The following is an 18,153-nucleotide window of genomic DNA, read 5'->3' on the forward strand; positions in this document are numbered from 1 at the left end:
ATGGTTAAGTGACTAAGCGTATACGGTGGATGCCTTGGCAGTCAGAGGCGATGAAGGACGTAATAACTTGCGAAAAGCGTTGGCGAGCTAGTAATAAGCACTTGAGCTAACGATATCCGAATGGGGAAACCCGGCCACATAAGTGGTCATCATACAGTGAATACATAGCTGTATGAGGCGAACTCGGGGAACTGAAACATCTAAGTACCCGAAGGAAAAGAAATCAACCGAGATTCCCCTAGTAGCGGCGAGCGAACGGGGATTAGCCCTTAAGTCTATGGGGTGTTAGTGGAATAAGTTGGAAAGCTTAACGGTACAGGGTGATAGTCCCGTACATGAAAACTAACCATAGATGAAAACGAGTAAGGCGGGACACGTGACATCCTGTTTGAATATGGGGGGACCATCCTCCAAGGCTAAATACTCCTGACTGACCGATAGTGAACCAGTACCGTGAGGGAAAGGCGAAAAGAACCCCTGTGAGGGGAGTGAAATAGAACCTGAAACCGTGTACGTACAAGCAGTGGGAGCGGTTCTTGAGACCGTGACTGCGTACCTTTTGTATAATGGGTCAGCGACTTACGTTTTGTAGCGAGGTTAAGCGAATAGCGGAGCCGTAGGGAAACCGAGTGTTAACTGCGCGTTTAGTTGCAAGGCGTAGACCCGAAACCGAGTGATCTAGCCATGGGCAGGTTGAAGGTTGAGTAACATCAACTGGAGGACCGAACCGACTAATGTTGAAAAATTAGCGGATGACTTGTGGCTGGGGGTGAAAGGCCAATCAAACTCGGAGATATCTGGTTCTCCTCGAAAGCTATTTAGGTAGCGCCTCGAGCGAATACCACTGGGGGTAGAGCACTGTTAAGGCTAGGGGGTCATCCCGACTTACCAACCCTTTGCAAACTCCGAATACCAGTGAGTACTACTCGGGAGACAGACGGCGGGTGCTAACGTCCGTCGTCAAAAGGGAAACAACCCAGACCATCAGCTAAGGTCCCAAAGTTATTGCTAAGTGGGAAACGATGTGGGAAGGCTTAGACAGCTAGGATGTTGGCTTAGAAGCAGCCATCATTTAAAGAAAGCGTAATAGCTCACTAGTCGAGTCGGCCTGCGCGGAAGATTTAACGGGGCTAAGCAATACACCGAAGCTATGGGTTTGCTAGTTTACTAGCAAGCGGTAGAGGAGCGTTCTGTAAGCGGTTGAAGGTGAAGGGGTAACCCACACTGGACGTATCAGAAGTGCGAATGCTGACATGAGTAACGATAAAGGGAGTGAAAAACTCCCTCGCCGAAAGACCAAGGGTTCCTGTCCAACGTTAATCGGGGCAGGGTGAGTCGACCCCTAAGGCGAGGCCGAAAGGCGTAGTCGATGGGAAACAGGTCAATATTCCTGTACTTCTGCTAACTGCGATGGAGAGACGGAGAAGGCTAGGCTAGCGCGGCGTTGGTAGTCCGCGTTTAAGGTTGTAGGCTGTAAACTTAGGCAAATCCGGGTTTACTTAAGGCTGAGAACTGATGACGAGTCACTAAGGTGATGAAGTAGTTGATGCCATGCTTCCAGGAAAATCTTCTAAGCTTCAGGTTAGTAGGAATCGTACCCCAAACCGACACAGGTGGTCGGGTAGAGAATACCAAGGCGCTTGAGAGAACTCGGCTGAAGGAACTAGGCAAAATGGTACCGTAACTTCGGGAGAAGGTACGCTCCTGACGGTGATGAGACTTGCTCTCTAAGCTGTTGGGAGTCGCAGATACCAGGTGGCTGCAACTGTTTATCAAAAACACAGTACTGTGCAAAATCGCAAGATGACGTATACGGTATGACGCCTGCCCGGTGCTTGAAGGTTAATTGATTGGGTTATCTTCGGAGAAGCTCATGATCGAAGCCCAAGTAAACGGCGGCCGTAACTATAACGGTCCTAAGGTAGCGAAATTCCTTGTCGGGTAAGTTCCGACCTGCACGAATGGCGTAATGATGGCCACGCTGTCTCCAGCCGAGACTCAGTGAAGTTGAAATTGCGGTGAAGATGCCGTATACCCGCGGCTAGACGGAAAGACCCCGTGAACCTTTACTATAGCTTGGCACTGAACATTGAACCTACATGTGTAGGATAGGTGGGAGACTTTGAAACTTCGTCGCTAGATGGAGTGGAGTCAATCTTGAAATACCACCCTTGTAGTTTTGATGTTCTAACCGCGGCCCCTTATCGGGGTTCGGGACAGTGCCTGGTGGGTAGTTTGACTGGGGCGGTCTCCTCCCAAAGAGTAACGGAGGAGCACGAAGGTTGGCTAAGTACGGTCGGACATCGTACGGTTAGTGCAATGGCATAAGCCAGCTTAACTGCGAGACATACACGTCGAGCAGGTACGAAAGTAGGTCATAGTGATCCGGTGGTTCTGTATGGAAGGGCCATCGCTCAACGGATAAAAGGTACTCCGGGGATAACAGGCTGATACCGCCCAAGAGTTCATATCGACGGCGGTGTTTGGCACCTCGATGTCGGCTCATCACATCCTGGGGCTGAAGTCGGTCCCAAGGGTATGGCTGTTCGCCATTTAAAGTGGTACGCGAGCTGGGTTCAGAACGTCGTGAGACAGTTCGGTCCCTATCTGCCGTGGGCGTTGGATGATTGAAGGAAGCTGCTCCTAGTACGAGAGGACCGGAGTGGACGAACCGCTGGTGTTCGGGTTGTTATGCCAATAGCATTGCCCGGTAGCTACGTTCGGAATCGATAACCGCTGAAAGCATCTAAGCGGGAAGCGAGTCCTAAGATGAGTCATCCCTAGAGATTTAATCTCTCTAAAGAGCCGTTCGAGACTAGGACGTTGATAGGCAGGGTGTGTAAGCGTTGTGAGGCGTTGAGCTAACCTGTACTAATGACTCGTGAGGCTTAACCATACAACCCAGATGAGTTTTATCTGAGTGAGTTGTGGTAACTAGATTTATTACAGACTGAAAAGTCGAACTTAGATACGAATATAAAGCGCTTAATGAAGTGCGAACTCAAAAAATCTCGAAAGAGTTATCAGATTTCCGAATTATTATTTACTGCGTTTGCGGTAAATGAAGCAAGAATTTGCTTGGTGACAATAGCATTGTGGTACCACCTGATCCCATCCCGAACTCAGCAGTGAAACGCAATAGCGCCGATGATAGTGTGGGGTCTCCCCATGTGAAAGTAGGTCATCGCCAAGCGCCTAATTTACTCGAAAGAGTAGCTTTATCACGATAAAGCAAGTCTACTAACTTTGACACGTTAGAGACTTAAAAAGAATTTAGTATATTGCGCAAGCAACTTACTAAAGGAGCGGTAGTTCAGTTGGTTAGAATACCGGCCTGTCACGCCGGGGGTCGCGGGTTCGAGTCCCGTCCGCTCCGCCAACATAAAGACGAAAGCCTCATCGAAAGATGAGGCTTTTTTCGTTGTGTCGAATAAATATCGTCACTAAATGGTAATCTTGAGTTTGAATATTGAGCATTTATTAGAGCCTTAACCACAAAGTTAGGGCTTTTTAGTGTTTGAGTTGTTTGTAATTTGAGCTTTATTGCCTCTGATTTTGTCGAGGTCATCGGTAAAATGACATTAGAATCTCTCAATTTGAATTAAAAGATGTATTTAATGTACTTTTTTTGATTTAGATGTTTTTATATTAGTGATGAGTAAGATATATTGCTCGATTGAACTACTAGGTGGAAGTATGGATTGTCGTTTAGGTTGTGGAGCCACCCTATTTTTGATCACTTAGAATTGCTACCCTAGTTTATTAAATTAGAAAGTGGTGGCTTTATGTTTATCGACATTCTTGAAAATGTTCCTATTAAGTTAGGTAAGGTTGATATTCTTTCTACTCCCTCAAGTAGAATTTCTATGGTGGGAGGTCACAATCTTGTGCATATCCCTATTGTTATTGGCAACTTTGATCCTAAACTTCGAAAATTTATAAATTTATATCTGATTAGTAAAGCTTCAAATGGAAGTAAAGATTTATCCTCGGCAGCAAAAGCATTTCAATTATGGGTCAGATGGCTCCTTGCACAATCTATAGACCCATTTTCATTTCCGAAATCAAAAGCTGAAAGCCCTACTTACGGTTTTAGATACTTTCTTTTAGAAAGAGTTTGTGAAATGAAAGATTTACAATCTAGTACAGCTAATAGTTACATTTTGACCATTAAAAACTTCTATGAAATGTTGGAAGAAGAAAGTGTAGTCAAAATGGGTATATTTTTTAAATCCAAAACAAGTATTGTTGATGGTTATAGAAAGGTTCAATCTTCTGATTTAGCAATTAAAGTAGATAATCGACGAGATGACAGGCTGAACCCACTTAGTCTAGATACACAGAGTAAACTTCAAGGGTTATTAGCTAAAACAGATTCTCAATTTTCTTTGTTACTTAGCCTTATGATTCATTCAGGCTTGAGATTAGGTGAGGTTTTAAGTTTACCTGGCCAAATATTTGATGAGAATAGCTGTCCAAATAATGAATTAGAAAAAATTGTTAAAGGTATTATTATTGGCCCAAGTAGCGGTGTCAAAACAAAATTTCTCATTGAAAGAGAGCTGTTTTTAACGGTAGGTATGCTTGATAAAGCTATTAATTACAAACTTTCGAACAGTTACTTAAAAAGACTAAAAAAATCTGTATTTTCTTCTGATTCAAAAATTAATGTTAACCCCCCTCCTTTATTTTTTACCATTAACGGTAAGCCATTTTCGAAAAGTGCTTTTTACAGTGCCTGGTTTAGGATGAAAAAAGATTATCTTGATCTCTATGGAGAAGTATTCATTCATAAACCTCATGATTTAAGGGCAACATTTGCAACAAATATAATGACATTTGCTATGCAAATAGAGCCGAACAATCAACAAGCTTGTTTGGATATAACAAGATATTACATGGGGCATAAAAATGAGTCTACGACTCTTAAGTATATTAAGTTTACGCATAGAAAAAAGATGGTTAATGAAGTTGCGGTTGTCATGGATAGGTTAATAATTCAATTTTTAGGAGAATGAGATGAGTTCTAGCACTTATGATGTAGATCTTATTGTTTATACTAATGAAATTAGTGATGGTCGAGGAATAATAGATTTAAATTTATTGTCATTAGATGGTTTCTTCGGAAGGGATGCAGACGTAAAACATTCACCATCAAGTATTTCTAAACGGTATATAGATTCGGTCAAAGAAAAATTTTCAACCTCACTTTATGAGAATGCGAAGATGGTTTCTAAATTTCTTTTAACGTATAGGAATGCAGGAAGGAGAACTATTTTCAATGGATTAGTGAATTTCTTCGATTTTCAAGTAGATAAAGCACTTTGTTTAAGAGACCCTAGTTGTTTACCTGATTATTGTGTCTTTCTTCAATCCAAAATATACACTCGTGAGTTTGGCAAAATACACTGCGAGTCTCAATTATCTTCTATTAATAAATTTTTAATGTATACAGGGGATATTTCATCACAATTTAAATTTTCATTTCAGGTCAGGAACCGACTTCACTCGAATGGAACTTATACCGCCACTGAGCTAAAGAGCATAATTAGTGTCACATTTAAGCTTTATCAAGATTCTTCAAAAATGCTTGAAGAGCATTTCGAACGGTCTAAACAAGGTTTTAGGAACATACCTCTTTCTCAGGTTTCTTCGATAAATATTGCAAGTTTTAAAGAGCCTGATATTACTTTTGATTATGTTTTGAGAAATCCTGTTTATTGGTTTATGCAATGTTCCTACATTCTTCTTTGTTTTTATACATGGAGCAATGAAAAGCAATTAGTTGAATTAGACACTAGTGAATTCAATTTTGATGAGGAAGGTATTGAATCAAAATGGCTGTTCAAAGCTAGGGCTTCTAAGTTTGTTCGATTAAGTATCGGGGTTTCTGGATTAGAAGGTGATAAAACTGGTATGGAATTTTATAGAAATTTTTTATCCGTCAGGAAAGAACTTTATCTATACCTTAATAAGAAAGGATATTCCTATAATTTAGGAGAGCCATTACTGTTTTCAATAAATGCTAAAAGTTATGAAATACGTAGATTAAAACCATACTTTAGTTCATTTAAGACTCATTCTCTTTTTATTGAAGCTATATCTCTTGGCTTTAAAATTCCGAATATTTCAACGAGACGAATCAGAAGGACAGTTGAACAATTTGCCGATAATGAGTTAAAAAATCCAACTCTGACACTAAATAAAGCACAACATAGTTGGGATACTTACCGTAAAAGTTATGCTTCTGGTAATCCTATTGAAGCTAGACAAAAAATTAGCCAAGCTTTAAAGCAATTAACAGAAGCGGCCGTATCTGAAAAGAATATTAAAACTAGACAAGAAATGGCTAGCGATTACAACATTAATCTTTTAGATAAAAATTCAATTGGTTATCAGATAAATGGATTTGGTTGTTTAGATCTGGAAGGGGACTCTAAGACCTCGAAAGCATTCATTCGTAAGCAAGAGAAAAGTGGCAGAACTCCAAAGCTGTGTGCTGATTTATCTAATTGTGTTAATTGTTCTCATTGCGCAGTGATAGAGGATGAGAACGCAATTTACCAATTACTAAGTTTTCAATATATGGTGGAATTTAATAAATCAGTTTATATTGGTTCAAAAAATGCGTCTGAAAAGTATAGATATTTAGTAGAGAGAATTGACTTAATGCTAGCATTTATTGACCCGATAATTTTAGCAAGAGCAAGGTCTAGACTTCAAAGCGAAGGAGTTGCGGAAGAATGGAAAAATTAGAAAATGGGCATTTATATGCATCTATTGAGGAGCCATCAGAAGTTAATTTAAAAGGTGATGAGTCACCATCCTTAGCAATTATAAAAGAAGCTTTATCGAGTCAAAACATTGATAAGCTGAATAATATAAATGTAATTCCAGGGACTGATGTTCATTCTCCAATTAAATTTCTTGATGATATTTGGACAAGTAAGAACCTTAAGAGCGAAGCTGAAGGGTATAGAAGAGCAAACTTTATAGGTCTTCCAAAACCATTGAAAGATGAGATTAAAGTTATTGGAGTCTACTTGCTGTGGTTTAACTTCCAGAAAGCAAAGTTAAGCTCTCTAATTCGAATCATTGAAAACTTAATAGTCATTTCAAAACATTTATCTGAATTGAAAATAAAATCAATTTTTTGGCTTGATAGAGAACCTATAAAAGAACAATTTATTATTGAATTTTCAAAAAACAGATCAGAAGGAACAATTGATAACTACTTCAAATCATTGAGTAAAATATGTGATATGAAGTATACCTTTTTTGGTGATTTTGGTTTTTTTCTCAAGACTAATTATAAATACTTATCACCAGGTCGAAAGGATAACCAAACATTTTGCATGCCAATTCGAGTATTAAATTCATATTGGAACTCATACATAGATTATTTTGATAACTGTAACGTAAATACAAAGAACTGGCGATATCTGACTAGCCTACACAGGTCATACGCTCAATATTTGAGTGATAACAATCATAAAAAACACCATAGTCTCTGGTTGAAGTATCTTTTTGAAATGTGTCAAAACAAGCTATCAGAAATACATAATGATTCTAGCTGTGTTTTGAGTAGCTTGGTTATTAAACAAAAATTAGAAGGAAGGAAAAAATACGGTAATCGTTTTCCTGAGTTTATTGTCAGGACGGATGATATTTTCGATTTCTATAATCGAAATGCTCTGATTGCTTGTGAGGCAATCCAAGCAATGACAGGAATGAGAAAAAGTGAGGCCATGTCTACTAAAATTTCTTCTTTGATTGATGAAAAAGATTGGGTCGGAGTTAAGTCAATCGTTCATAAACATGCAGATGAAGGTGGTATTGAGGAATGGTGGGCAGCAGCCCCTTATATAAAAAAAGTATTTAAATTCATAAGAGTATTGGCAAAAGAATTGTTTCTAGATAGTGACTTGGAAAGTTTGTACATTAAGACTGATGCTCGTGTTTATATGTCTAATGGCTCTTTAGTGCTAATGAGAACTCAACGGAACTCTGAAAATTTATTAAATTGGTCTCGTAGTAATAACATCGTTCTAGTTAGAGAGGATATTGAAGAGTTTTGGCAACTTAATCCCAACATTGAAAGACCAGACGTAGTTAGAGAAGTCATTAAGGCTGGGATGACTTGGCCTGTTAAATCTCACCAGTATCGTAGAAGTATTGCAGTTCATATACGACGACTGGATCTAGTTACAATGAATCAAATGTCAGTTCAGTTAAAGCATATAGGGAAGACTGTTACAGACTGGTATTCGGAAGGTGCTTTAGCTAATAGCTCTTATATAGGACGAATATCAGACTCATTTGCTAAAGAGTTAGACAAAGTTGATTTAGAATTTTCTGCAAATATTGCGATGAAGTTTCAATTTGGGAAGGGCTTGTTTGGCTCTGGTGGCAAACAATTAGAGAACCAAAATAAAAATGATATTAAGAGTTTAACATTCCAATCTTTTAACCATGCAAAATCTATGGCGAAAAGAAAGAAGAAGAAAGTAATGTCTTTAGGCAATGGAATGTATTGTTTAAATGGTATCGACTGTGATTTTAAGTCTGTAATTCAATCATCAAATTGTAAAGCTAGTTGTGAAAATTTAGTTGCAGATAAGGAATCTATACCTATTTGGATTTCAAGGTACAATAGGTATCGGGTTTTGTATCTAAAGTCGGTAGAAGAAAAGAAACCAGAAGCAAGCCAAGAGTTTTTACGTTTAGAGATGGAGTTTTATATGCAAGCACTCACTTTTTACGGAGTTATATTATGAGTAGCGTTGTAATTAGTGCAAGTAAAGCAGAGCGTGCTCTTCTTGAGATTATTGCTGAAGGAAAGAGTATTAGCCAACTTGCTGTGGAGCAAAGAGCAGGCTTAGCTAATGGTGCTTTAAATTATCAACATAAGTTATATGCTGATATTAAACATAAGATTTTAAATGCAAAAATATCTTCTAATAATAGCCTTAGGGTAGATGGTAATGACCTGATTCACTTAGATAAAGAAAAGAACTTAAAAGAGAAATATCGTATAGAAAGAAATAAACTTAGAGAGATGCTTAGAGTTTCAGAAGGTGAGCGCTTAGAACTTCAGTATCAACTTTATCACCTCCAAAAGTATCTGATAACTCTAGAAGAGAGTTGTTCGGTAGAAACTAATGTATTACGAACAACTAAATTTTAAAGGTTTTAAACAATGAATAGTTTGATGGAGAGTCAAAAGTGCCTGATATTATAGGTGATAAGTCTAAATGGATGCCCTGTGTAACTGATAATGGCAAAGGCTGTGGGGCGTGCTGCATCGCCCCATCAATAAGTTCTTTTATTCCAGGTATGCCAAATGGTAAACCTGCTGGAGAGAGGTGTATTCAGTTAAATGAAAGCAATTTATGTCGACTTTTTGGATTACCAGAACGACCTAAAGTCTGCTTAGCGTTCAAAAGTGATAAGGATATTTGTTATTCTGGTTCGGCAATAGCTATAAAGATCCTTACTGATTTAGAGCAAATAACTTTCTAGAATATAAATTTATGGTAGTAATTCTCTAATGTTACAGTCCAATACCTCTGCTAACTGGTATGCTTTTTCAAGGGTGATATTAACTTCTCCGCGCTCTATTCTCCCCGCATAACTACGATCAATTTCAGCTAAAAGTGCCAATTTATCTTGAGATATCCCCAACTTTTTGCGTTTGCTCCGTAATTTCAAGCCAAATTGGATTGCTAAGTCTTTCATTTTTCATCTCGTTAAAGATAAAGACTATCCAAAGTTGCGGCTTATAAAGCCACGGATTATAATCCGCATTTGGTTTATAATGTTCTTTTACCACTTAGAACTAACGATTAACCCCTTGTGAGAAAGTCATGACAAAAGTTTCAATCAAAATATGCCCTAATTTGCATACTATTCTCCAGGACGAGAACTTTAATAATTTCCAAGTAGTGCAGCTGCGCGATGCATTTCTTGCCACTTCAACTAGTAACCAAAGTGTCAGTGAAACCTATAAATTTATTTACCGGCAGATCAGCAGGCTTGTTAAAAAAGGGGGCTTAAGAAAAGTTAATAGCAAAAAATCTAAACCTGCGGCTTACCAAAAAACAGAGTTATTCAATCAAATTCATTTTGTTATAAACGAACCTAGTGAAGACATTAAGCTATCACCAAAGTCAAAAGATAAACCCGAACATGACGATATCAAGCAGCTAAAAGAACGCCTCAAGCAATCTGAAGTTGATCTGCTAGCCTGCATTGGAGAGTCAGAAGAATATATGCGGTTATATAAATCCTTCCCAGAGATGAAGGAACACCTTGAGTCTCAATACATGCTTGCTCGTGAAAGTAGCTCAAAACTACTTGGTCAGATCAAAGCTATCAAGTCCGTAATCGCACATCAGCAGAAGTAACCCCAATGCAATTAAGACAATGGCAATCAGAGTGCGTCAATCACGCTCTAAAGCACTTTCATACCAATCAAAGACATTTCCTTTGTTTAGCCACTCCTGGGGCTGGAAAGACAGTTATGGCCGCAGAGGTAGCTGCCAGATTATTTGAACAAGGTCTTATCGATTTCGTTCTTTGCTTTTCACCTTCTGTGAATATTTTGCAAAGCATCCAACAAACATTTTCACACCGGTTGGAATGCCGGTTCGATGGGGTAATAGGTTCTGTTGGCTGCTCATACACCTACCAGGGTATGCTGTCTTTTAAAGAAGACTTCTGGCAGTTACTAAAACGGAATCGGGTACTAGTCATTTTTGATGAAATCCACCATTGCTCTGGCAGCACTCTTGAGGATGCGAATGCTTGGGGAGAAGAGATCTTATTCAATATACAAGATCAAGCACAGTACACCTTGGCATTGACTGGTACACCTTGGCGCTCAGATCAAGCCCCTATTGTCTTATCTCGATATCTAGACCCTGATAACCAAATTCAATGTGACTATGTTTACGGCTTAAAAGAAGCCGTGAGAGATGGCGTTTGCCGGAACCCAAAAATAGTATTAATTGATAACGAAGAGCTATCAGTTACAAACCAAGATAATGAAATCCAAACTTTCAGTAGCCTTGAGGCTCTTTTCAAAGGTTCTTCAATTTCATACCAATCGGTCATCAAAAATAATCTAGCAATTCATCATGTTTTAAGCCTAGCAATAGATAAGCTAGAGAATATCAGACAACTAAATCCTAGCGCTGCTGGGTTAGTAGTCGCATCCTCAATTGCACATGCGTCCCATATCTTAGAAATGCTCAAAAAAACATTCGAGCAAACAGCAACAATTGTGACTTATCAAGAAGTAGCTCCATCGGACACTATCAACAAATTTAAACATGACAATACACAGTGGATAGTGAGTGTTGGAATGATAAGCGAAGGTACTGACATTCCGAGATTACAGGTTTGTTGCCATCTAAGTAGGGTGAAAACTGAATTGTACTTCAGACAAATTCTGGGGCGTATATTGCGAACCACTAGAGCTTTAGATCAACAAGCATGGCTGTTCACTTTTGCTGAACCCAAGCTAGCCGAATTTGCACATAGAATTGAGCTTGAACTCCCAGATCGCCATGTTGTGATTAAAGAATTAAAACCTCAAAAAGGTATGGAGTTAACAACACTCACCTATGAAAAAAAATCTAGTCAATTTCCCATAAAATCTGATTTTTTCACTCTTACTATTGGTGATTATTACGATAAAAAACAAGCTAATTTATTACCACCTTTAAAAAAAAAAGTACTCCACCTACCTATACCGTCAATCTATCAATAGATATTTTAGGAAGGTTTAGAGAGAAAGTTATTTCGACTTTTGACTCCCCATTTTGATATAAGTTTTTTATTATTATATCTAACGAAAACAGAGGGTTAGTTAAGGGTGGTACAAAGTAATTTAGTTTTTATATCACAACCCAGTGAGCTTGTTTCAAATTGTACTTGTTCGATTGAAAGTCAGTGAATGATTACTCAATAAATACTAAATAAATCATAATCTTTAATCACTTGACCTTAGATGGAAAAGAAATGATTATTGACTAAATACAAATGCTAAACAACGGGATAAATTAGTAACCAAATTGCTAGTAAAACCCTTGGAAGCTAAATTATCTCATTAATACATTGATTACGTTTTAGCCTCAGTTTAGACATTTATAAGTCATAAATAACAATAACTTAAAGATCATTATATGAATGCAATAAATTCTAGAAAGATACTTGGTAAGCTATATAATGCTGACTTAATGACTAGCTTAAAAAAATTAAATGTAGAGACAAGAAATAAAGTTAGAGCCATCTTTACCTCAGATGACGCTGATGCAATCAAAATTCTTAATAAATTAAGGCGTGATTTGCCTGTTAGAAGATTATTAGATGTGGAAACAGCCATTTCAGCATTCCATGGTGATGCTTCCATACTACCAGAAAATTTTCCTACATCATTTCAAACTCACGAGTCTTATGTACGTTTAGACCCTCTTCAATTAAATAAGCATTTATCACTGGTAGATGTAATATCCCAGAAAGAAATCGCTAAATTAGAATCTTATATAATTTCAATTGGAAGACTAAATCAAGCAATTGTTAACCGTAATTTTTTTGCAGCTAACAATGAAATAAAATTAATAGTCGATCAATTTGGGTTTAGTCACTTTTTATTAAGGAAAATAGTCTTAATAAGAGAACTTTATCTGGATGATACTCAAGATGAATACTTACTAGACTTGCTTAATGAAGCGGTTTCAAATTCTAAAGTTATTGCAGCTAGCGTGATGCATTGTTATCAGGAAGAGCAAGACTATTTAGGGATAAAACGCTCTATAATGGGACTCGCGAACCGAGGAGATGATAACAAATACACTAGGGATATTTCACGATTAACATTTCATGTTCATGCAGTAGATTCCAATGAACTCAATGATTTAATCCAAAGCAATCTACAATCATCTTTATTAGACGCCTTAATAATCATAAAGGTCAATGCAAGACTCATCGACCTATCTAAGTATAAATACATCACAAAATTAATAGAACAATTAGAAAGCACTTCACCAAGTGTTGATGAAATGGTTAGTTTAAATGGTGATGATGAAGACACGGAATATCTATTCATAAAACAGTCATCAGCCTGGTTAGAAAGCTCTAAAATAATAAATTACAGATATTTAATCGATCATTTTTATGACTCACCTGATTCTGACTACTTTAAAATGACGAAGGAGCTTATTGAGCTCGCAGGAAGCGAGATTAGAAGCAAAGATATAGAGAGCCTTCTTTCTCCCGCAAAATTAATGAATGAAATAGGCGAAAAGTTACATTCCGCACAGCAAAAAGGTGGTGTAACTCGTTCAGCTATTTTTAATTATTTAGTCTTTACACAACAAAGTAATTTAGTGGTTTCAGAAGAGCAACTATATCAATTAATGTGCCAAACCAGTGCTTTAGATAGGACCATTCATGTAACATCAATGAAGCTTATCCTTCCAATGCTCCAATCTAATGAGTCTAAGTTGATTTTTAGACTTCTCATAGCCAAGAAGAGTAGAAGTGAAATAGATCATATACCACTGAAAAGTTTGATGGAAAAAATACTTAAAGCTAAATATAACGGCAGTTTAGTAGCTTTAGTAGAAAATATGTCTATAAAATCAGAAGCTTTAGCATTTTACTTATATGAAACATGTAATGAAGATTTTATTGCCAGAATGACGAGGGTAATCAAAACTACAAAAGAAATTACAGAAACTCGCGCCGCCTTACACTCATGGCGAGGGGAATACTCAGGTGAAAATTTATATTTAGATCGTGCACGTAACCTGAAGATAAATAGTCAAATAAATAAAATACGTGGTGAAATTGACGACAACAGAATTTATGTTGATACCACTAGGTTTTCAGAATGGTTCGTTGACAATATTTCATCACAAATGGGCTCTATACTGTTAATTTTAGACAATAATAACGATTTAAGCCAGATCGAGAACCCTCAATTAATAGACTTAATTGATAAGTGTTTCAATGAGTTTTGTACAAATAGCTTTTTTGGTATAGCTTCATATTTAGGAAGAAGAATAAGACATGGAACGTTCAGAGGCCATTTATATTCAAGCGTTATCAACAATATTGAGAATAAATATTCGAGCTTAATCACAAATTCTCATATAGAACCTAAATGGCTAGAGTGGAAAAGTAGCTATGAACAACGTGTGATGGGGATTATCAATGACAAGTTGTATATTAATTCTCCACAAAAGAAATCAGGCTTCCTCTATCCAAATCTAAGAGATTCAGCAAAAAAAATGATCGTCACAAAATGTATTTCAACTATAATTGAGCATTTTGAAATTGCTGGAAATATAGTTGGTACAGAAGCTATTATTATTGAATCCTGCTGGAGAATTGCAGAGGTAGATCTAAAGAAGTTTAATTCATATATTAAAAGCCAAAAACCACATCTTATTAATGGTTCTGTTATTGCAAATCTGAATAACCTTAACCTAGGTAGTGATGGAATCAAACAAGCTAAAGAATTTGAAAGGGAATTACAGAGTTTAATTTCTGAAAAATTAAATACTATATGCACGTGGTTTAAGAAACCCCAAAGTGCTTCTCCTAAAGCTTCATTAAGTTTACTTTACAAAGCTGTAGTTTCTGAGGTTCAACAAACTTATGACAACTTTAATCCTGATACTGACTTTATAGAAAGCGAAGATATAGAACTTTACGGTGGGGTATACCACATTTTTTATGATGCTTTATATGTAATCATATTTAATGCAGCAAAACATGGAAAACCAGAAGGTAACCTAACTCGTGATTTTAATATCATTGATTCCAACGATAAAAAATCACTATATTTTTGTATTCATTCTGAAATAAAAGACTCACACACAGAAAGTTATGTATCCCAGCGACTTCGAGTTCTTCCTGATGAAGATATAAATAATGCTCAAGTCATCGAAAATAGAAGCGGTATAAAAAAGCTTCATAACCTCCAAATTATGGATAATAAATTCAAAGTAGAAGCTGTTGACTGCAAAAATAGACATGTTGTAACTGAGTTTTCTTATGAATTGGGATATTAATTATGAAAGTACTCATTATCGAAGACGATGAATATAAAGCAGACGATATAATAAAATTTGTAAAAAACAAATATGATGCTCCCACAATAGATATAGCTGTTAGTCTAGCAGAAGCTATTGATAAAATTGATGAAAGCTTATTTGATTTGATCTTTATTGATATGGCAATACCTAGTCATACAGCAGAGCATGGAGAAGGAGCTCCTATGTCTCTCTTAACTGGTGGAATAGATATACTATTAGAACTTTCTGAAATGGAAAGAACAGATATTTGTGTAGTCATTACTCAATATCCCAGTATCGAAATATCTGGTGAGCATTACCCTCTTGACAAAGCTCCTAAGCAATTTAAGGCTCTGCTAAACTGTAATGTCTTGGCTTGTATATATTATATTGTAGATGATCCGAAGTGGATTATTGATTTGGAAAAGGTTATATAAATTAAATGATTGTCTTAATATTGGAAGATGACGACACTAAGTATTCCCATATAAAAGCTACATTACTGGGGGACATTTCTGATTGCATAATCAGGCGCAGTGAATATTTTTCAAAATTTGTAATCGAGTCAAGCAAAGATAAATTTGATTTAATCGTAACAGATTTTTTAGTTCCGATGCACAAAGATACTACTGAACTTTATGAAGTAACTCAAGATATCATAGGCACAATTCGTGATATCGAATCTCCTAACTTTTCTACACCGGTGATTGCAATAACTGGTTTTAGCGACGTTGCCGAACAAAACTACGAACAGTTCAATAGACTAGATATAAATATTATTCATTATTCTGAAGATTCTAATGATTGGAAAGATGCTTTTCTTTTAAAAATTAAAAATAGTCTCCCTCCAAAGAAATATGATTTTGTCATTTTTTGTGCATTAGAAAAGGAAGCTGAAGCATTTGATACTTTGGATTGTACAGTTGGTCAATTGAATTGCATACAAGGGTTGAGTTGTAGAACCATAGAAGTTAATGATAAAAAAGGGGTTATTATTGTACCTCCAAGAATGGGGTTAGTTAATGCCGCAATAACTTGCTCTAGAGCAATTGATACTTTTAGCCCCGAATTGATATGTATGAGTGGGATTTGTGGTGGAATTGAAGGAAAAGCCAATATTTATGATGTAGTTATTTCAGAAATGTGTCATCAACATGATGCAGGGAAATGGACATCAGAAGGATTTTTACCTGAGGTTTATTCTGTACAAGTGCCTCATGAAACTCATGTTTTGATCAATCAATTGATCAAGGAACCGAACTTTAAAACTAATATAGCGTCAGGAATTATACTAAAACGAAGTGAGTTCCCAACCGATTTAGAAGAGCTTAATTTTAACATAATTATTGGCCCTACTTCTAGTGGAAGCTCGGTTATAGCCTCTGAAGAAATCTTAGAAAGTGTCAAAGCTCAACATCGGAAACATGCATCTTTTGAAATGGAATCTTATGCTCTTTATGAAGCTGCACGTCAGTCTTCAAATAAAAACTTAAGATATTTTAGTGCTAAATCTGTTGTTGATAACGGAAATGAATTGAAGAGTGATAATTTTCACAGAATTGCCTGCATACTTTCAGCAAAAACAGTATATGAATTAATCGCCTCTGGTGTGTAATTCGCAAACATAGGGCGTTGTTTAAGAGAAAACGTCAGAATTTCACGGTTAAAATATATACATATAAAGAAAGCTAATGAACTCACAAAATAACGACTCAACTAATTATTGCCAACAAAAGATTGAACATTTTAAAAAAAAAGCTGCTCATAACAAAACAGAAGCTTTATGGTGTTTTCGTCTCATTATGGGGAGTACTTTATTAGTTCCTCTATTTGTTGCTTTAGGACCAGAGGTCTGGTCATCTAAAGTACTTCCTTCCTTTTTATCGGCACTTGCTGCATTTTGTACTGCCTGGATCCAGCTAAGAAAACCACAAGAATTATGGACTCTATATCGTACAGCGCAGCGGGAACTCGAAGATCAGCTAGTTAAACATAAATACCAGCTTGGAGAATACGATAGTAATGAGGGCGCAGATAAATTACTAGCTCAAAATGTAGCAAAGTTGACACTTCAGACTCATCAAAAATGGATGCCAATAGTTCCCAGTCCTGATAATTTGCCATCTAAACCTGATGCATCTGAACATAATAGTACTTAACATCTAGGTGAATTAAAAATGTACTTTGTTATCTCAACACATACAAAACCTAGATACTATAAGTTTGATGGTAAAGAGCCTATTGACGTCGATACCATCAGGCTAACAAATGAAACACTCAACGGTTGGAGATCTGAAGCTGTTATAGCAAATCCTATGCAGGCAATATCAGAGTTATACAAGCACCAAATACCCTACTTTTCAACAAAGAAAGAAGCTAGAGACATGGCTGTTAAACATGAATTAAAGAGCTTTAAATATCAAAAGATAGGCTCTTAGGTAGGGCAAGATCACGAACATTTTTTGAACAGTTATAGTGCTCTTTTAAACTTGATTTTGTTCAGTAAATATTCATTTTTAGGTTGCTAAAAAGTGATTAAGTATTCGAATTGAACATGCTGAACAAAAAATGCACACTCATGCGGTTACCCTGGGCTCTTAGGTTACCTAATATTTGTTCTCAATAACTTGTTTCATATAGTTTATTGACAATAGAATGGCTACATTCTTCTAATGATGATCTGTCACCAGTAGAGTTTGACAATTCTCAACTTTAAGTGTCCGATTTTGGTTGACCAGTACAGCCCTCAACTAAATATCTAATGGGATTTGTTCTTTAATTTTTAATATCCATGTATAACAAGGAGCTATCAATGACTATTCAATATACTGGTAAGTGTCAAAATTGTGAAAATAAAACTCCAGCGAAAAGCTGGCAAGAGGTGGGTTCACAGGTTCACATACAAGGAGGTAAAGTTGGAGATACACATCACACTTTTTACCAGTGTTATGATTGCGGCTCTGCTTGGGTAAAAGTTCAAGATCAAGGTGGGCTTGGTGGTAATGGTACTTTTTATCATTCTTTAACCGAGCGCTTTTATTAAAGTATTGTTCACCGAACAAGTTAC

14 protein-coding genes, 1 tRNA gene and 2 rRNA genes are annotated in these 18,153 nt (G+C 36.8%); 16 read left to right on the plus strand and 1 reads right to left on the minus strand.

The window, feature by feature from the left end; translation table 11 throughout:
• Window positions 1–2 precede the first annotated feature (2 nt).
• The 8 genes from FPK91_RS13735 to FPK91_RS13770 all read left to right on the plus strand — a co-directional run bounded on the left by FPK91_RS13735 (window position 3) and on the right by FPK91_RS13770 (window position 9,522).
• A 23S ribosomal RNA gene (locus FPK91_RS13735) occupies window positions 3–2,896 on the plus strand.
• Window positions 2,897–3,077: 181 nt separating this feature from the next.
• A 5S ribosomal RNA gene (rrf, locus tag FPK91_RS13740) occupies window positions 3,078–3,193 on the plus strand.
• A gap of 109 nt (window positions 3,194–3,302) precedes the next feature.
• Window positions 3,303–3,379: transfer RNA gene (locus FPK91_RS13745), tRNA-Asp, on the plus strand.
• 406 nt (window positions 3,380–3,785) lie between these two features.
• Window positions 3,786–5,018 (plus strand): site-specific integrase, encoded by a 1,233-nt coding sequence (locus FPK91_RS13750; RefSeq protein ID WP_144211778.1) that lies wholly within the window; start codon window positions 3,786–3,788, stop codon window positions 5,016–5,018.
• Between the two features lies 1 nt (window position 5,019).
• Window positions 5,020–6,756: a hypothetical protein gene (locus FPK91_RS13755; RefSeq protein WP_144211779.1), complete on the plus strand. Its 1,737-nt coding sequence runs from the start codon at window positions 5,020–5,022 to the stop codon at window positions 6,754–6,756.
• On the plus strand, window positions 6,744–8,777 hold the full coding sequence (locus FPK91_RS13760) for a hypothetical protein (RefSeq protein WP_144211780.1): 2,034 nt from the start codon (window positions 6,744–6,746) through the stop codon (window positions 8,775–8,777). The genes FPK91_RS13755 and FPK91_RS13760 overlap by 13 nt, the downstream gene beginning before the upstream one ends.
• The gene (locus tag FPK91_RS13765; protein ID WP_144211781.1) at window positions 8,774–9,187 is read left to right on the plus strand and encodes a hypothetical protein; all 414 of its coding nucleotides are present in this window, start codon (window positions 8,774–8,776) and stop codon (window positions 9,185–9,187) included. Before FPK91_RS13760 ends, FPK91_RS13765 begins: the two co-directional genes overlap by 4 nt.
• A 71-nt stretch (window positions 9,188–9,258) precedes the next feature.
• Window positions 9,259–9,522, plus strand: a complete 264-nt coding sequence (locus FPK91_RS13770; RefSeq protein ID WP_144214418.1) for a YkgJ family cysteine cluster protein — start codon at window positions 9,259–9,261, stop codon at window positions 9,520–9,522.
• Window positions 9,523–9,531: 9 nt separating this feature from the next.
• Here FPK91_RS13770 and FPK91_RS13775 read toward each other — a convergent pair whose 3' ends face one another.
• Window positions 9,532–9,738: a helix-turn-helix domain-containing protein gene (locus tag FPK91_RS13775; RefSeq protein WP_144211782.1), complete on the minus strand. Its 207-nt coding sequence runs from the start codon at window positions 9,736–9,738 to the stop codon at window positions 9,532–9,534.
• 128 nt (window positions 9,739–9,866) lie between these two features.
• Between FPK91_RS13775 and FPK91_RS13780 the strand changes: the two genes are divergently transcribed.
• The 8 genes from FPK91_RS13780 (at window position 9,867) to FPK91_RS13815 (ending at window position 18,129) form a co-directional block, all read left to right on the plus strand.
• Window positions 9,867–10,406, plus strand: coding sequence for a response regulator (locus tag FPK91_RS13780; RefSeq protein WP_144211783.1), 540 nt, complete (start codon window positions 9,867–9,869; stop codon window positions 10,404–10,406).
• A 5-nt stretch (window positions 10,407–10,411) separates the two neighbouring features.
• On the plus strand, window positions 10,412–11,773 hold the full coding sequence (locus FPK91_RS13785) for a DEAD/DEAH box helicase (RefSeq protein ID WP_144211784.1): 1,362 nt from the start codon (window positions 10,412–10,414) through the stop codon (window positions 11,771–11,773).
• Between the two features lie 415 nt (window positions 11,774–12,188).
• A complete protein-coding gene (locus FPK91_RS21125) occupies window positions 12,189–15,083 on the plus strand; it encodes a hypothetical protein (RefSeq protein WP_227006576.1) in 2,895 nt (964 codons plus the stop codon).
• Between the two features lie 2 nt (window positions 15,084–15,085).
• Entirely contained in the window at window positions 15,086–15,523 is a 438-nt protein-coding gene (locus FPK91_RS13795) for a response regulator (protein WP_227006577.1), read from the plus strand.
• A gap of 5 nt (window positions 15,524–15,528) precedes the next feature.
• Entirely contained in the window at window positions 15,529–16,701 is a 1,173-nt protein-coding gene (locus FPK91_RS13800; RefSeq protein ID WP_144211786.1) for a 5'-methylthioadenosine/S-adenosylhomocysteine nucleosidase family protein, read from the plus strand.
• A 76-nt stretch (window positions 16,702–16,777) separates the two neighbouring features.
• On the plus strand, window positions 16,778–17,245 hold the full coding sequence (locus tag FPK91_RS13805; RefSeq protein WP_144211787.1) for a DUF4231 domain-containing protein: 468 nt from the start codon (window positions 16,778–16,780) through the stop codon (window positions 17,243–17,245).
• An 18-nt stretch (window positions 17,246–17,263) separates the two neighbouring features.
• Window positions 17,264–17,524 carry a hypothetical protein gene (locus tag FPK91_RS13810; protein WP_144211788.1) on the plus strand — a complete coding sequence of 87 codons (261 nt, stop codon included), beginning with the start codon at window positions 17,264–17,266 and terminating at the stop codon, window positions 17,522–17,524.
• A 374-nt stretch (window positions 17,525–17,898) separates the two neighbouring features.
• Window positions 17,899–18,129: a hypothetical protein gene (locus tag FPK91_RS13815; RefSeq protein ID WP_144211789.1), complete on the plus strand. Its 231-nt coding sequence runs from the start codon at window positions 17,899–17,901 to the stop codon at window positions 18,127–18,129.
• Window positions 18,130–18,153: the final 24 nt, after the last annotated feature.

It is taken from the genome of Shewanella donghaensis, from assembly GCF_007567505.1.
GTDB classification, from domain to species: Bacteria; Pseudomonadota; Gammaproteobacteria; order Enterobacterales; family Shewanellaceae; genus Shewanella; species Shewanella donghaensis.

Bases quoted from the DNA above. Each gene is read 5' to 3' on its own strand.
- FPK91_RS13815 (WP_144211789.1), top strand. From the start codon at position 17,899: ATGACTATTCAATATACTGGTAAGTGTCAAAATTGTGAAAATAAAACT.
- FPK91_RS13765 (WP_144211781.1), top strand. From the start codon at position 8,774: ATGAGTAGCGTTGTAATTAGTGCAAGTAAAGCAGAGCGTGCTCTTCTT.
- FPK91_RS13805 (WP_144211787.1), top strand. From the start codon at position 16,778: ATGAACTCACAAAATAACGACTCAACTAATTATTGCCAACAAAAGATT.
- FPK91_RS13760 (WP_144211780.1), top strand. From the start codon at position 6,744: ATGGAAAAATTAGAAAATGGGCATTTATATGCATCTATTGAGGAGCCA.
- FPK91_RS13750 (WP_144211778.1), top strand. From the start codon at position 3,786: ATGTTTATCGACATTCTTGAAAATGTTCCTATTAAGTTAGGTAAGGTT.
- FPK91_RS13810 (WP_144211788.1), top strand. From the start codon at position 17,264: ATGTACTTTGTTATCTCAACACATACAAAACCTAGATACTATAAGTTT.
- FPK91_RS13775 (WP_144211782.1), bottom strand. From the start codon at position 9,738: ATGAAAGACTTAGCAATCCAATTTGGCTTGAAATTACGGAGCAAACGC.
- FPK91_RS13770 (WP_144214418.1), top strand. From the start codon at position 9,259: ATGCCCTGTGTAACTGATAATGGCAAAGGCTGTGGGGCGTGCTGCATC.
- FPK91_RS13800 (WP_144211786.1), top strand. From the start codon at position 15,529: ATGATTGTCTTAATATTGGAAGATGACGACACTAAGTATTCCCATATA.
- FPK91_RS21125 (WP_227006576.1), top strand. From the start codon at position 12,189: ATGAATGCAATAAATTCTAGAAAGATACTTGGTAAGCTATATAATGCT.
- FPK91_RS13755 (WP_144211779.1), top strand. From the start codon at position 5,020: ATGAGTTCTAGCACTTATGATGTAGATCTTATTGTTTATACTAATGAA.
- FPK91_RS13785 (WP_144211784.1), top strand. From the start codon at position 10,412: ATGCAATTAAGACAATGGCAATCAGAGTGCGTCAATCACGCTCTAAAG.
- FPK91_RS13780 (WP_144211783.1), top strand. From the start codon at position 9,867: ATGACAAAAGTTTCAATCAAAATATGCCCTAATTTGCATACTATTCTC.
- FPK91_RS13795 (WP_227006577.1), top strand. From the start codon at position 15,086: ATGAAAGTACTCATTATCGAAGACGATGAATATAAAGCAGACGATATA.